Source organism: Pseudodesulfovibrio mercurii, from assembly GCF_000189295.2.
Taxonomy (GTDB): domain Bacteria; phylum Desulfobacterota; class Desulfovibrionia; order Desulfovibrionales; family Desulfovibrionaceae; genus Pseudodesulfovibrio; species Pseudodesulfovibrio mercurii.
Genome location: NC_016803.1, coordinates 1,877,892 through 1,891,825, shown reverse-complemented (window position 1 = coordinate 1,891,825; position 13,934 = coordinate 1,877,892). Strand labels below are relative to the sequence as shown.

General features: G+C 65.8%; 14 protein-coding genes. 6 read left to right on the top strand and 8 right to left on the bottom strand.

Translation table 11 applies throughout. From position 1 onward, the window contains the following. Positions 1–610: 610 nt before the first annotated feature. Positions 611–931 carry an IscA/HesB family protein gene (locus tag DND132_RS08620; RefSeq protein WP_014322338.1) on the bottom strand — a complete coding sequence of 107 codons (321 nt, stop codon included), beginning with the start codon at positions 929–931 and terminating at the stop codon, positions 611–613. Between the two features lie 577 nt (positions 932–1,508). After that, entirely contained in the window at positions 1,509–1,853 is a 345-nt protein-coding gene (locus DND132_RS18690) for an IscA/HesB family protein (RefSeq protein ID WP_014322337.1), read from the bottom strand. Between the two features lie 161 nt (positions 1,854–2,014). Between DND132_RS18690 and pyrR the strand changes: the two genes are divergently transcribed. From pyrR to DND132_RS08600, 3 genes are read left to right on the top strand one after another with little or no spacing between them, the layout of a single operon-like run. Continuing rightward, positions 2,015–2,557, top strand: a complete 543-nt coding sequence (gene pyrR / locus DND132_RS08610; protein ID WP_014322336.1) for a bifunctional pyr operon transcriptional regulator/uracil phosphoribosyltransferase PyrR — start codon at positions 2,015–2,017, stop codon at positions 2,555–2,557. A gap of 2 nt (positions 2,558–2,559) precedes the next feature. Next, positions 2,560–3,096 carry a homoserine kinase gene (gene thrB / locus DND132_RS08605; protein ID WP_014322335.1) on the top strand — a complete coding sequence of 179 codons (537 nt, stop codon included), beginning with the start codon at positions 2,560–2,562 and terminating at the stop codon, positions 3,094–3,096. Then, the gene (locus DND132_RS08600) at positions 3,093–3,695 is read left to right on the top strand and encodes a hypothetical protein (protein WP_014322334.1); all 603 of its coding nucleotides are present in this window, start codon (positions 3,093–3,095) and stop codon (positions 3,693–3,695) included. Before thrB ends, DND132_RS08600 begins: the two co-directional genes overlap by 4 nt. 71 nt (positions 3,696–3,766) lie before the next feature. On the opposite strand, the gene DND132_RS08595 is transcribed toward DND132_RS08600, so the two are convergent. Continuing rightward, positions 3,767–4,123 carry a hypothetical protein gene (locus tag DND132_RS08595; RefSeq protein ID WP_014322333.1) on the bottom strand — a complete coding sequence of 119 codons (357 nt, stop codon included), beginning with the start codon at positions 4,121–4,123 and terminating at the stop codon, positions 3,767–3,769. A gap of 176 nt (positions 4,124–4,299) precedes the next feature. Continuing rightward, complete coding sequence (locus tag DND132_RS08590) at positions 4,300–5,127, bottom strand: WcbI family polysaccharide biosynthesis putative acetyltransferase (protein ID WP_014322332.1); 828 nt, start codon at positions 5,125–5,127, stop codon at positions 4,300–4,302. 147 nt (positions 5,128–5,274) lie between these two features. Between DND132_RS08590 and cobT the strand changes: the two genes are divergently transcribed. After that, positions 5,275–6,342 carry a nicotinate-nucleotide--dimethylbenzimidazole phosphoribosyltransferase gene (gene cobT / locus DND132_RS08585; RefSeq protein WP_014322331.1) on the top strand — a complete coding sequence of 356 codons (1,068 nt, stop codon included), beginning with the start codon at positions 5,275–5,277 and terminating at the stop codon, positions 6,340–6,342. A 453-nt stretch (positions 6,343–6,795) separates the two neighbouring features. On the opposite strand, the gene DND132_RS08580 is transcribed toward cobT, so the two are convergent. The 3 genes from DND132_RS08580 to DND132_RS08570 form a co-directional block, all read right to left on the bottom strand. Next, a complete protein-coding gene (locus tag DND132_RS08580; RefSeq protein WP_014322330.1) occupies positions 6,796–6,993 on the bottom strand; it encodes a hypothetical protein in 198 nt (65 codons plus the stop codon). Positions 6,994–7,183: 190 nt separating this feature from the next. Further along, positions 7,184–8,116, bottom strand: a complete 933-nt coding sequence (gene hemC, locus DND132_RS08575) for a hydroxymethylbilane synthase (RefSeq protein ID WP_014322329.1) — start codon at positions 8,114–8,116, stop codon at positions 7,184–7,186. A gap of 34 nt (positions 8,117–8,150) precedes the next feature. Beyond that, positions 8,151–8,399, bottom strand: a complete 249-nt coding sequence (locus DND132_RS08570; protein WP_014322328.1) for an FmdB family zinc ribbon protein — start codon at positions 8,397–8,399, stop codon at positions 8,151–8,153. 241 nt (positions 8,400–8,640) lie between these two features. Between DND132_RS08570 and DND132_RS08565 the strand changes: the two genes are divergently transcribed. Next, entirely contained in the window at positions 8,641–9,591 is a 951-nt protein-coding gene (locus DND132_RS08565) for a tetratricopeptide repeat protein (RefSeq protein WP_014322327.1), read from the top strand. 342 nt (positions 9,592–9,933) lie between these two features. Beyond that, positions 9,934–10,923: a tetratricopeptide repeat protein gene (locus DND132_RS08560; protein ID WP_014322326.1), complete on the top strand. Its 990-nt coding sequence runs from the start codon at positions 9,934–9,936 to the stop codon at positions 10,921–10,923. A gap of 423 nt (positions 10,924–11,346) precedes the next feature. On the opposite strand, the gene lon is transcribed toward DND132_RS08560, so the two are convergent. Beyond that, positions 11,347–13,863, bottom strand: coding sequence for an endopeptidase La (gene lon / locus DND132_RS08555; RefSeq protein WP_014322325.1), 2,517 nt, complete (start codon positions 13,861–13,863; stop codon positions 11,347–11,349). Positions 13,864–13,934 lie beyond the last annotated feature (71 nt).

Below are 13,934 nucleotides of genomic sequence, written 5' to 3'. Positions count from 1 at the left end.
TCAGGGCCGGGATTGCGGTCCTAATCGAAGTGGGCGGTGCCAAGCGAGCACCGCCCTTTTTCTTTGGGGGAGGAGGCTCGGGCGCGGCTTGCGAGAGCGGGCCATCTGCACATTTTTTCCGGCCGCGCCAATCCTCACGTAGACGGCTACGCTGCGGTTGTCGCGGCCGGAAGAAAATGCACAGCTGACCCACTCTCCCAAGCCTGATGGCGAGGGGCGCGGGGGAGCGGCCCCGTGGCCGGGGTGCGTTGTGCGGAACAGCGTGCTGGCGCGAGAGCCGCTGTTCGGGTGCCGGGGGCACCCGAAGGCGCTCCATGGGGGATGGTGGGGTGTGGTTTTCCGTTTGAAAAGCGAAACGCGATATGGTGTTTCGCTTTTTATATGGAAAGATTCCTGGCGGCTTTTTGCCTTTCCCGATCCGATGACGTCGACAGCCCGCGACTGCGGGCGTCCCCGACGCGATCCGCCCAATCCCCTTGGCGGGAGATGGGCTGGCTGGCGAGACGGCGTCAGCCGCAAGGCGCAAAAAAAGCCCGGGACCGAAGCGTATCTTAATACGCGAGGGTCCGGGCTTTTTGAAGCAACGCAGCGGATCGCCGCTTATCGCGGCCTAGCAGCCGCAGGAGCCGGTGCCGCAGGAGGAGCATCCGCAACCCCCGCCGCCGATCTGGTTCTCGGAAGAGACCTGGAAGCCGTAGGGGGTCATGTCGATGGAGACCGCGCCCGAGGCCTGGGCCAGTTCCTCGTTGATCAGGAAGGTGAAGGCTCCCTGCTCCACGGACTTGTCGCCTTCGCGCACCTCGTCCAGGGCCAGGGACAGGCGCGGACCGGCGCAACCGCCGTCGGCCAGGTGCACCCGGATGGGCTGCACGTCCTTGTCCTCGAAATATTTGGTCAGTTCATTCTGGGCCGATTCGGAAACTGTGATCATATGATTCTCTCCTGGATGGGGTTCGTTCCCCAAGACAATAAGGATCATCTATCCGATGTAAAGAGAAAAACGATGCACAACCCGATCCGGCCGCCCCAACCCGCCGTAATCCCGACTGAAAAAATCTGAAATTTCATCCCCGGAAATCCGCTCGCCCCAAGCCGCAACCAGGCGAACGACCGCCCGCACCCCGCCTCGCCCGATTTTATATAATGGAAATGGCCCAACTCGTGAGACGGCGTCAGCCGCAAGGCGCAAAAGGGCCCGGGGGCGAAGCATACCAAAACATATGCGAGGGTCCGGGCGCGTCCCGCCCAATTCCCTTGGCGGGAGATGGGCTAGCTGGCGAGAAGTGGTGAGCCGCAAGGCGCAAAAAAAGCCCGGGACCGAAGCGTATCAAAACATACGCAACAGTCCGGGCATTTTTTCTTACCGCCTCAACGTGCGAGAGCCAGCTGTCGAGACGGCGTCAGCCGCAAGGCGCAAAAAAGGCCCGGGGCCGAAGCGTATCTTCATACGCGAGGGTCCGGGCCTTTTGCAGCAACGCAGCGGATGGCGTCGTATCGGCAGCTGGCGGCTAGCAGCCGCAGCCGCCGGAGCCTGCGGAGGAGCAGGAACCCGAGGAGGAGCAGGAGCAGCTGTCGCCGCCGCCGCTGACCGGGTTCTGGGACTCCACGACGAATCCGTAGTAGGTCATGTCGATTCTGATATCGCCGGTCTGGGCCAGCAGGTCCTTTTCCACGAGGAAGGTGAATCCACCGGCCTCGGACACGTCGTCCATATCGTTAGGCTCATCCAGAGCCAGGGTCAGGCGCGGGCCCGCTCAGCCGCCGGCCGCGAGATACACGCGGATCGGGGACGCTTCCTTGTCCTGGAAGTAGCCTTCGAGCTGCTTCTGGGCAGCTTCGGTGACTTCGATCATTATAATGCCTCCTAATTTGGGTCGGGAATAGAAGAGGTAAGATCAATAGTACCCTTTGTCAAATCGAAACTTTCCATGAGGTGCGGCGGAGTTGACCGTACATGGGGGATGGGCTAGTTTTCTACGTTCCTTCAACCGCCAAGCACCGTGAGGCCGAGATTATGAAAGACTGCGGCACCATATTGTCCGAAAGGGAAATGAGCCGGACGCTCGAACGGCTGGCCGTCGAGATATACGAGCGGCGGGGCGACGACGCGTCCCTGGCCATCCTGGGCATCCAGCGGCGGGGCGCGGACCTGGCCGAGCGGCTGAAGAAGCTGCTGGACGCGCGGCTCGGGCGCAAGGTGCCCCTGGGCAAGCTGGACATCAACCTCTACCGCGACGACTGGACCACCAACCTGGAGCTGGCCCCGACCATCAACTGTTCGGAGATCGGCTTCGACGTGGAGGGCAAGTCCATCGTGCTGGTGGACGACGTGCTCTACTCGGGCCGGACCATCCGGGCCGCGCTGGAGGCCATCCTCGATTACGGCCGCCCCAGGCGGGTGGAGCTGCTGGTCCTGGTGGACCGGGGCCACCGCGAGCTGCCGATCCAGGCGGACTACGTGGGCAAGAAGCTGGACACCCTGGGCAACGAGCACGTCAACGTGCTGGTCGTTGAACGGGACGGCGAGGACCGGGTCTGCCTGGTCCGGGGCGAGTAGGCATGGCCTTCACGCCGATCCAGCGCGACGAGGTCAGCCGACCGTGCATCACCCTGGTGGGCATGGCCGGGGCGGGCAAGTCCACCCTGGGCGAACTCCTGGCCCGGCGGCTCGGCTGGGGCCAGCTCGACACGGACAGGTACATGGAGTCCTACTACGGGCTGAGCCTCCAGGCGATCATGGACACCTACGGCCTGGAGGATTTCCTGCGCATCGAGGAGCGGCTGGTCTCGGAACTGAACCTGACGCGCACGGTCATCTCCACGGGCGGCTCGGTCATCTACGGGCCCGAGGCGGTCCGCCGTCTCAAGGAGCTGGGCCCGGTGGTCCTGCTCGACATCGACGAGGCCACCTTCCTTGAGCGCGTGGGCAGCGGCGAAAACCGCGGCCTGGCCATCGGGCCGGGCAAGACCATGCGCGACCTGTACAACGAACGGCTGCCCCTCTACCGCGAGGCCGCCGACCTGACGGTCCGCACCGACCAATGCGCTCCCGAGGAGTGCGTGGACCAGATCCTCCAACATATCCAGATAGCATGAACAAACTGACCCCCAAGGCCGCCTTCCGCAAGCTGGCCGCCATATACGACAAGATGGTCGCCCGCTACGACGAGGTGGCCGGGCCCATCGGCATGACCTGCGAAGGGTGCGCCGACAACTGCTGCCTGTCCTTTTTCCAGCACCACACCTACGTGGAGTGGGCCTACATGTGGGAGGGGCTGAACCGGCTCCCGGCCGACCGGCTGGAGGATATCCAGGCCAGGGCTCGCGACTACGTGGACCGGGCCCAGGCGGCCCTGGCGCGCGGCGAGCGGCCGCACCTCATGTGCCCGCTGAACATCGACGAGAAGCAGGGCATCTGCGGCCTGTACGACCACCGGTTGATGATCTGCCGCATGCACGGCGTGCCCAACCTGCTGACCCGCCACACGGGCCAGGAGGTCCGCTTCCCCGGCTGCTACCGCTGCCAGGACCTGACCAAGGACATGGCCGAGGTCCCGTTCGTGGACCGCACCCCCATGTACAAGGACCTGGTCCTGCTCGAGATGCAGTTCGTGGGCAAGAACCTGTGCGCCCTGCCCAAGGTGGACCACACCATCGCCGAGATGATCGTCATCGGCCCTCCGCGACTGAAGTGATTTTCGCGTCCGAAAAATGGAAGGCCGCCGGGTGAGTCCCGGCGGCCTTTTTTGCATGCGGTGGGAGGCGGCTAGACGCTGAGCGGAAACCCGGCCCTGGCAAAGGCGAACTGGCCCGCCTGGAGCAGGGCGATCTCGTTTTCGCGGGCCGATATCTGGAGTTCCTTTTCGTCGTCGGGCAGGGCGGAGCCCCAGATGTGGGCGATCTCGGCGCGGACCACGCTGATGCGCGCCTCGAGCCGGTCCAGGGAGAAGGTGCCGTGCTTGATGGGCTCGATGGCCGCCTCGCGGAAGGCGCGCACGGCCTCTTCCGAGATGTCCACGACATCGCCGGGCCAGACAGGTCCCTGTTCCCGTCCGTCCGCTCCGGGCCAGGGCTCGAACCCCGACCCACCCTGCACCTGGCTGGTATCCCAATCGATGTACATGACCTTCCTCCGTGATGGTCGCGTACACCTCTTATCGGACGCCGCTTAATAAAACTTGATGTTCAATACGCCGCGCCGCAAAAGCCAAATGGAGGACGGGGCGAATCCAGTCACCCGACATAGCCGCGAAGCGGCCGTCCCCACCTGATTTCAGTCCTCGGAAAGCCGCCGTTGGGTCAGTCGTCGACCCCTTGCAGGAAGCCGATGAAGTCGGTGACGCCGCGTTGGCGGGCGGCGACGTAGTTGGCGGTCCAGCGGGCGAAGGTCATGTCCCGGCCGTAGACCCGGTATCGGCGGTCCGGCCCGGCGAAGTCCCAGCCGAAGAAGGCGGCCACGGACGGGTGGATGGGCTGTTCGAAGTCCGGGAACGGCTCGCCCAGGGCGGCCAGGGCGGCGGGGTCCGGTGCGGGCAGGCCGAGTTCGCGCAGCACGCCGCGCGCAGCGTGGTCCATGAGCAGGGCGCCGGGGTGGTTGACCGTGGCGAAGAGCTGTCGGCTGCCGTGGAGTTCCTCGATCAGGGACATGTACTTGATCGGGGTGTGGGCCTCGCGTTCGCGCTCGCGGCGCAGGGTGCCCTCCATGAGCGCGGCCAGGTCGAACTTGGCGGCCAGGTCGGCGCGCAGATAGAGCAGCACGGCCTCGTCCGCGGTCAGCCCGGCGTCGATGTAGCCGTCGAGCAACTCGCAGCGGTAGTCGAACCCGGCCCGGCCCGACCAGGTGGGCCAGTACCCCTTGAAGAACATGTTCGGCACGCACAGGGCGCGGGCGCGGTCCGGCAGCCGTGCGATCAGCGACGCCGAGGCCAGCTCGCCCCAGGTGGGCCCGAGCTGCTGGTACAGGAAGAGGGAGCAGCGCGTCAGGTCGGCCTCGGGGAGGGGTTCGCGCACGTAGTTGGTGTACAGGCGGCACTCGTAGCGCTCGCGGAAGGCCGGGCAGCAGGCGAGCCGGGCCAGCAGGGGTTCGCCCTGGCAGTTGGCGTGGATAAGGCAGAGTTCCCGGGCCATGGACATCCTCGTTATTGAACAGAATCGCCAAATTTTTCCGAAAGATAGCACGTAGAAGCCGACGTCGCAACGGGTCTTGCGGGTTTACAGCCGCCCATTGCCCGGTGTATGGCTCCCGGACCGAAAACACCACCAAGGAAGACTCCCATGGAAGCAGCATTCAAACGCATACTCGACGACATCTCCCCCGTGGACCGCACCCCCGAAGCCGAGGGCCGGGCCCATCTCGACAACCTGACCAAGCCCGTGGGCAGCCTCGGCCGCCTTGAGGAACTGGCCCTGCAACTCTATCTCATCCAGGGCGGCGAGCCGCCCCAGGCCGATCCCATGCGTATCTACACCGTGGCCGGGGACCACGGCGTCAACGCCGAGGGCGTGTCGCCCTATCCCCAGGAGGTCACCCGCCAGATGGTCCTCAACTTCCTGGCCGACGGCGCGGGCATCAACGTCCTGGCCAAGACCGTGGGGGCCGGGCTCTTCGTGGTGGACGCGGGCTGCTGCGGCGGCCCGTTCGACGACCATCCGGCCCTGATCCAGGCCAAGATCGCGCCCGGCACCGCCAACCTGGCCCAGGGCCCGGCCATGACCCGCGAACAGTGCCTTGAGGCCCTGCTGCTCGGCGTGTCCCTGGCCGACCGCGCCCACGCCGACGGCGTCAGGGTGCTCGGCACCGGCGACATGGGCATCTCCAACACCACTCCGTCCACGGCCCTGTACGCGGCCTACCTCGGCCTGGACCCGGCGGGCCTGACCGGTCCCGGCGCGGGCCTGGCCCCGTCGAGCCTCCCGGCCAAGACCGCCGTCATCCGGCGCGGCCTGGACGCCAACCGGGACGCCATCGACTCCGGCGATCCCGTGGAAATCCTGGCCGCCCTCGGCGGACTGGAGATCGCCGCTCTGGCCGGGCTCGTCCTGGGCGGGGCCAAGAACCACCAGCTCGTCTGCGTGGACGGCTTCATCTCCACCGCCGCCTGCCTCGCGGCCTGGAAGATCCACCCGGCGGTTCGGGACTACTGCCTGCTTAGCCACGCCTCGGCCGAACCCGGCTACGCCGCCGTGACCGAAACCCTGGGCGTCACCCCCTACCTCCACCTCGGCTTCCGCCTCGGCGAAGGCACGGGCTCGGCCTGCGCCATGTTCCTCGTCCGCGCCGCCGCCAATGTCTTCAACCAAATGGCCACCTTCGCCTCCGCCGGAGTGTCCGGCAGCAAGTAAGCGCCTCCGGCGGCCGGGGGAAGGGGAGAGGGAAACCCTTTGAAATAAACGGGTTTCCCTCTCCCCTTCCCCCGGACCCCCCATCCCCTCTCCCTTCCTAAACTTCTTAGCGCCGCTTCGCGGGGCGTTTCACATTTCAAGACCTTCGATCTCAGTATAAACCAAGGGCCTTACATTTTTCAAAGCCGGAGCAATTCGGGTGCGCCGCACCCGACAGCGGCTCACCGCGCTGGCACTAGGCTTGTGACAGTGGGTCAGCCGTGCATTTTCTCCTGGGGGGCTTTCACCGCAGCGTAGCCGTCTACGTGAGGATGAAAGCCCCCCAGGGAAAATGTGCGGATGGCCCGCTATCGCAAGCCGCCCCCCACTGCGCGCCGCTCATCCGAAAAAGAGTAAGGGCCGATCAGTCTTCTGATCGGCCCTTACTCTTTTTCGGATGAGTCGGTGCGCACGCTACGCATCCCCCAAGTCGGTGGAGACGGCTTGGACTATGTCGCCACGCGTGTTGTACGTGCCCGTGGATTCGACCTTGACGAGCTCGCGGGCCATTTCGGGGTTCTCCAGCACCTCGCGCTGGAGCCGAACCTTGCGGATGGACTTCATCTGTTCGGACAGGTTGGGTCCCTGGGCTTCAAAACCGGCAATTTCCATGATTCGTACCTCCTTCCATGGAGTGTTGAACATATTTCTTGCCGTTTTTATCGGTGAATATGGAGAAACCTTTAGGGGCTTGAGCGGGCCGCGCGGCTGACGCTCTCCGAACAGCTTTATTTTATTAATCTTTTTCATATAAAGAAAAATAAAGATTTGTCGTTGAAGGTTGGGCCGGGCCGGGTTCGGGCTACCGGGTCTCCCGTGCGTAGACCGCGTCCAGGATGGCCTTGCCGCCCGCTTCGAGCACCTGTCCGGCCAGGATCATGCCCAGGTCCCAGGCGTGGGCCACGTTGCCCTCGACCATGCGCCGGATGGGCGTGGAGCCGTCCACCTCGGCCACGTAGCCGGTCAGCCGCAGGGTCTCGCCCTCGATCACGGACCAGGCCGCGATGGGCACCTGGCAGCCGCCGTCCAGCCCGGTCAGGAAGCCGCGTTCGGCCAGGACCTGGTGCTTGGTCGGGGCGTGGTCCAGGAAGGCGAGCAGGTCGCGGACCTCGGTGTCGGCCGAGCGGAACTCGATGCCGAGCGCGCCCTGGGCCACGGCGGGCAGGAACTCGGGCGGGCTCAGGATCTCCTGTTTGGGGGCGGACATGGCCAGCCGCTTGAGCCCGGCGGTGGCCAGGACGATGGCGTCGTACTCGCCGTTCAGGAGCTTGTTCAGCCGGGTGTCCAGGTTGCCGCGCAGGGTCTCGATCTTGAGGTCCGGGCGCAGGGCACAGAGCTGGGATTGGCGGCGCAGGCTGGAGGTGCCGACCACGGCCCCCTCGGGCAGCCCGGCGAGGCCGTCGTACTTGACCGAGAGCAGGGAGTCGGTGGCTTCCTCGCGCTCGGGGATGATGCCGACCTCGAGGCCGTCGGGCAGCTCGGTGGGCACGTCCTTCATGGAGTGGACCGCCAGCTGGGCGCGGCCGTCCAGCAGCGCCTCCTCGATCTCCTTGACGAACAGTCCCTTGCCGCCGACCTTGGCCAGCGGCACATCGAGGATCTTGTCCCCCTTGGTCTTGATCTTGAGCAGGTCCACGGACAGGCCGGGGTGTTCGGCCTCGAGCCGGTCCTTGATGTGGTTGGCCTGCCACAGGGCCAGGGCGGAGCCTCGGGTGGCGATGGTGAGCTTCTTCATGCTGTGTGCAACCTTGGTCTGAGAAGGAAAGGGGCTAGCCGCAGCTGGAGCAGTTGCCGCCGGAGCAGCCCGCGCAGCCGGACGAGGGCGCGCTGGGCGCGGCCGGGCCGGAATCGCCGCCCGAATCCGGGCGGAAGCCGCCGACCTTGGACCGGACGGCGCTCATGAGTTTGCCGGTGTCGGTGGACTGGCATTTGGGGCAGGGGGGGCATTCGTCGCGGTCGAAGACGAGTTCCTCGAATTCGTTGCCGCATGCATTGCACTTGTATTCGAAAATGGGCATGGCGTGCTCCGAAACGGTGTTGTGATGGACCGGGCGTTCCCGGCAGAGGGTTTCCATAGCCGAAAAGGGCCGGACTGGCAACGTCGCCCCCGGCCCGGCCATAAGGTAAGTCTCCATCGCCCTGTGTCCACCCCTTCGGCGCGGCCAAATCCGGGCTTTACACCGCGCCCCGCGCCCGGCTAAGAACAGGGATGTGTGAAATAGGGGCTTTCCGCCCCGCCCAAGCCGCTGCCGAGGGTCCATGCAAGACGAATTTTTCGCGCTCCATCTCGATGCCGGGGACGGTGACGCCGCCTCGGTCTGTCCGTTCGGCCGGGACTTCATGGCGGACGGCCGCGTCCGCTGCGTGTTCTCGGCCCTGACCCCGGTGAAGATGGGCATGGGCGCGAGCAGCCGCACCCACGAGAGCCTGACCTTCCGCTTCGTGGAGCAGACCGGCGAGGACGATTTCGCCAGCCGTCTGCTCAGCGACCGGCACCTGCCCATAGGCGAGGCCGAACTGATCACCCTGGACGAACTCGTCGAGGACTACACGCCGGAACTGGCCTACTTCGAGGAGCAGGTGGTCCCGGCCCTGCTCGGCCGGGGCGCTCCGGAGGATGTCCTGGCCGCGACCGTGGACGCGCACGCCTTCAACGGCCTGTTCGGTCTGGGCCTGGTCTACCTGGAGCACGACGAGACCGCCCGCGCCTCGGCCCTGTTCACGGACCTGGCCCGGATCAGGGCCGGGTTCGAGGGCCGCGACCAGTTCCTGTTCAACGACTTCGGCATCATCCTGCGCAAGTGCGGCCGCTACGACGAGGCCATCGCCTTTTTCCTGCGCGCCCTGGACTTCGTCTCGGATGACGAGAATCTCTTCTACAACCTGGCCCGCGCTCACTACGAGAACGACGACTGGACGCGTTCCCTGGACTACCTGATCCAGTCCCACAAGTTCAATCCGTCACTGCCCGTGACCAAGAACCTGCTCGCGCTCATGGTCGGCCTGGAAGGGGACGAGCGGCGGCTGACCCGCTACCACAAACCCCCCGTGCCGCCCGCCGTGGCCGCCCGCGCCCGCCAGCTCCTGGCCGCCGGGTCCGGTCGGCTCAAGCTCGACGACACCCTGGTGGGCCGGGCCGTGGAGCCGGGCCGCGCCCGCTCCGGCGGCGTGGGGCTCGTGGAGTTCAAGCGCCACGGTAGCGACGAATAGCCCGCACCCGTCCCCGTGCGCCGGTTTGCCCGGTTTCGCCAAGGAGGAGCCCGCCGCGAAGGTCCCGCGCCGGTTTTATGAAAAACACCGCAAGCATCGAATTTTCCACTAAAGCCTTTGGCGCGCCGGGCCGATAAGATTCGGGTGAACGGGGTGGAATAGGACGTCCGGCAAGGGCCGGACCGGTTTCCACACAACGCGCCTGGTGACTGCGGGAGCCCACTGGACGGCGCAGGGGAAGTGTCATGCCGGGAAACGGCGGCAGGGTTGGTCGGCGCGGGGGGAACGCGCGGGCCGGATCGCCGGGCCGGGCATGGCCGCTCCCTCTGCAAAGGGTGACCCATGAGCAAGGATACGCACGTTTCCCTCGACGGCAGGAATCGGTCGGGCCGCACCTCCAAGGGGTGCGTCGGCCCGGTCTGCTGCATCTTCTCCACCGCTAAATCCAGGAATCCCGGCAAGGGCACCACCCTGCGCGGCCAGGGCCGCGTCCACTACTGGCTCGTGCGCCAGGTGGGCGAGGACGGCTACGCCGTGCGCGGCGTGGACGGCGACTTCCTGCCCTTCGGCGAGGAATCCCTGATCTCCGCGGACGACCTCATCAACCACTACACGGCCGAGGTGGCCGTGTTCGAGGAGCGCATGCTGCCCTCGGCCCGCCGCCACAACTACCAGCTGGTGGGCACGGACCGGGCCCACGGCTATCGTCGCTCCCTGCTGGCCATCGACGAGGCCAACGTGCGCGGCCTGTTCGAACTGGGCCAGGAATACATCATCGCGCGGCGCATGGCCAAGGGCCGCGCCCTGCTCGGTGAGCTGCTGCGGGTCAAGACCCCGTTTCCGGGCAAGGACCAGTTCCTGTTCAACGAGTTCGGCATCAGCCTGCGCAAGCTAGGCCACTTCGAGGGCGCGGTGGTCTGCTACCGGCGGGCGCTCAAGTACACGGACCGCGACGACCACCTGTTCTACAACCTGGCCCGCGCCTACTACGAGCAGGGCCAGTGGTGGGACTGCATGAACGAGCTGTCCCACTGCTTCGGGCTCGACCCGGACCTGCCCGTGGCCCGCGACCTGGTCATCCTCATCCACGCCCTGGCCGGCAACACGGCCCTGCGCCTGCGCTACAACAAGCCCCCCATCCCCGAGGGCGTGGCCCGGCGCGCCGCCGTGCTGTGCGAAAACCTCTTCGACGCCGACGAGCAGGCCCACGCCCGCGCCCGGACCCAAACCCTCCGGACCGAGGAAAAGAACGTGGAGGGCGCGGAGCACGCCGCCGACGAGCGGCGCGACAAGGGCCTCTGGCTTCCTGGCCGCGATGCGGTGGGGATGTGATCGCACGATTAGCGGCTTTCGATAGCGGGCCATCTGCACATTTTTTCCGGCCGGGCCAATCCTCACGTAGGCGGCTACGCTGCGGTTGGCCCGGCCGGAAGAAAATGCACAGCTGACCCACTCTCGAAAGCCTATTCCGAGAGCGGGGGGGGAGCCGCTGTCGGGTGGCTGCGCCACCCGAATCGCTCCAAAGATTGAAGAAGAAAGGTTCCCGACTCACATTGGTCAGGAACCTTTTTATATGTTCCCGCCCCGCGAAGCGGCGACAAAAAGTTTGGGAAAAGGAGGGGATGGGGGTCCGGGGGAAGGGGAGGAAAGAACCCTTTTCAAAGGGTTTTTCCTCCCCTTCCCCCGGCCGCCGGAGGCCCAAAAAAACGGGGCCGCCGGTGGCGGCCCCGTTGGGGTATCGGGATGCGGTGGGGGTTATTTGGCCTTGGCCAGGGGCCAGACCTCGTCCACCTTTTCGATGGTTTTGATGGTGATGCGTTTGCGCAGTTCGTCCGGAATCTCGGCCAGGTCCTTTTTGTTCTGGGCCGGGATGAGGACCTTTTTCATGCCGCGGGACACGGCGGCCAGGATTTTTTCCTTGATGCCGCCCACGGGCAGGACGCGGCCGCGCAGGGATATCTCGCCGGTCATGGCCAGGTCCGGGGAAACCGGGGTGTCGGTCAGGGCCGAGAGGAGCGCGGTGACCAGGGTGACGCCCGCGGACGGGCCGTCCTTGGGAGTGGCCCCGGCCGGGACGTGCACGTGGATGTCGCGGTTGTCCGCGAAGTTCGGGTCGATGCCGTAGAGGTCCGCCCGGGCGCGCGCGATGGACAGGGCGGCCTGGGCCGACTCCTTCATGACGTCGCCGAGCTTGCCGGTCAGGATGAGCTTGCCCTTGCCCGGCATGGTCGTCACCTCGATGTGCAGGATCTCGCCGCCCACCGGGGTCCAGGCCAGGCCCACGGCCACGCCCGGAGGCAGGGTCGGTTCCTTTTCGTCGTCCAGGAAGCGCGGCGGCCCGAGGAGCTTGTACAGGTTGTTGACCGTGATCTTGAACGGCCCCTTTTCGCCCTCGGCCTTCTTGCGGGCCATCTTGCGGCATAGGGTGCCGATCTCGCGTTCCACGTTGCGCAGGCCCGCCTCGCGGGTGTACTCGCGGATGACCTTGGCCGCCAGCTTGTCCGAGATGACCAGCTCGCCCTCGTCCAGGCCGTTCTCCCGCAGCTGGCGCGGGATGATGTAGCGCCGGGTGATGACGGTCTTCTCCTGCTCGGTGTAGCCGGGGATGCGGATGACCTCCATGCGGTCCATGAGCGGGCCGGGGATGGAGTCGAGCATGTTGGCCGTGCACACGAACATGACCTTGGACAGGTCGAAGGGCACGTTCAGGTAGTGGTCCGTGAACGAGAAGTTCTGTTCCGGGTCGAGCACCTCGAGCAGGGCCGAGGACGGGTCGCCCCGGAAGTCCGAGCCGAGCTTGTCGATCTCGTCGAGCATGATCACCGGGTTGCGCGTGCCGCACTGCTTGATGGCCTGGATGATCCGGCCCGGCATGGCCCCGATGTAGGTCCGCCGGTGGCCGCGAATCTCGGCCTCGTCGCGCATGCCGCCGAGCGACATGCGGTGGAACTTGCGCCCCAGGGACCGGGCGATGGACCGCCCGAGCGAGGTTTTGCCCACGCCCGGAGGCCCCACGAAGCAGAGGATCGGGCCCTTCATCTTGGGGTTCAGCTTGCGCACGCTCAGGTACTCGAGGATGCGCTCCTTGACCTTTTCCAGGTCGTAGTGGTCGGTGTTGAGAATCTCTTCGGCCTTCTTGATGTCCAGCCGGTCGCGGGAGAGCTTCTTCCACGGCAGGTCGATCATCCAGTCGAGATAGGTGCGGATGACCGTGGCCTCGCTCGATTCGGCGTGCATGGTCTCCAGCCGCCGCAACTGCTTGAACGCCTCCTTCATGACCTCCTTGGGCATGCCGGACGCGGCCAGTCCCTTGCGCAGCTCCTCCATCTCCTCGGACTCGTCGCCTTCGTCGCCGAGCTCGCGCTTGATGGCCTTGATCTGCTCGCGCAGGTAGAAGTCGCGCTGGGCCTTGTCCATGCCTTCCTTGGCCATGGTCTGGATCTTGTTCTGCATGGAGGCCACCTCGACCTCCTTGAGCAGCTGCTCGTTGACCAGCTCCAGCCGCCGGATGGGCTCCACGCACTCCAGAATCTTCTGGGCCGCGTCCACCTTCATGCGCAGGTTGGAGGCGATCAGGTCCGCCAGCCTGCCCGGATCGGACACGCTGTTCAGCACCGACATGATGTCCGCGCTGGAAATGCCGCGCAGGGTCAGGATGCGCTCGGACAGCTCGCGCGAGGAGCGCACCAGCGCCTCCTGCTCGGCGGTCAGCGATCCGGCCTCGGGCTCGATGATCGGGGTCAGCTCGGCGATGTGGTACGGGTCGTTGGACGTGAACCGCCGGACCTTGGCCCGCGCCAGCCCCTGGACCAGGACCTTGAGACGGCCGTCGGGCATCTTCAGCATGCGCATGATCATGCCCACCGTGCCGGTCATGTACAGGTCGTCCGGCCCCGGGTCCTCCACGCCCTCGTCCTTCTGGGTCAGGATGAGGATGTAGCGGTCGCCCGCCAGGGCCGCGTCCACGGCCTTGACCGACTTCTCGCGGCCCACGAAAAGGGGCAGGATCATGTAGTTGAAGACCACGATGTCGCGTACCGCCAGAACCGGCAACACCTGCGGAATGTCCGCCGGATTGTGCCCGGTCATGTCGTCGCCGTCACCGAACAGCGTCGCGCCCGGACCGGCCGTCAACGCCTCGATGATCTCGGGAATGTCCTCTCCGCCCTCGTCGCCCTTGACGGGCTTCGGGGTCTTATCGATCTCCACGTCCTCCTTCCGGCGCTTGATGCGCGAAGGACGGATGGGAGTTTTCTGCTTTTTCTGACTCAAGTGCGTATCCTCTGATTTGTGTGCAAACAGATGGTGCTACCCTACATATGTCGCCAAATCCGGTTGGCAAG

Bases quoted from the DNA above. Each gene is read 5' to 3' on its own strand.
- DND132_RS08580 (WP_014322330.1), bottom strand. From the start codon at position 6,993: ATGGAAATTGCCGGTTTTGAAGCCCAGGGACCCAACCTGTCCGAACAG.
- pyrR (WP_014322336.1), top strand. From the start codon at position 2,015: ATGAAAGACTGCGGCACCATATTGTCCGAAAGGGAAATGAGCCGGACG.
- cobT (WP_014322331.1), top strand. From the start codon at position 5,275: ATGGAAGCAGCATTCAAACGCATACTCGACGACATCTCCCCCGTGGAC.
- DND132_RS08600 (WP_014322334.1), top strand. From the start codon at position 3,093: ATGAACAAACTGACCCCCAAGGCCGCCTTCCGCAAGCTGGCCGCCATA.
- thrB (WP_014322335.1), top strand. From the start codon at position 2,560: ATGGCCTTCACGCCGATCCAGCGCGACGAGGTCAGCCGACCGTGCATC.
- DND132_RS08570 (WP_014322328.1), bottom strand. From the start codon at position 8,399: ATGCCCATTTTCGAATACAAGTGCAATGCATGCGGCAACGAATTCGAG.
- DND132_RS08590 (WP_014322332.1), bottom strand. From the start codon at position 5,127: ATGGCCCGGGAACTCTGCCTTATCCACGCCAACTGCCAGGGCGAACCC.
- DND132_RS08620 (WP_014322338.1), bottom strand. From the start codon at position 931: ATGATCACAGTTTCCGAATCGGCCCAGAATGAACTGACCAAATATTTC.
- DND132_RS08595 (WP_014322333.1), bottom strand. From the start codon at position 4,123: ATGTACATCGATTGGGATACCAGCCAGGTGCAGGGTGGGTCGGGGTTC.
- hemC (WP_014322329.1), bottom strand. From the start codon at position 8,116: ATGAAGAAGCTCACCATCGCCACCCGAGGCTCCGCCCTGGCCCTGTGG.
- DND132_RS08560 (WP_014322326.1), top strand. From the start codon at position 9,934: ATGAGCAAGGATACGCACGTTTCCCTCGACGGCAGGAATCGGTCGGGC.
- DND132_RS08565 (WP_014322327.1), top strand. From the start codon at position 8,641: ATGCAAGACGAATTTTTCGCGCTCCATCTCGATGCCGGGGACGGTGAC.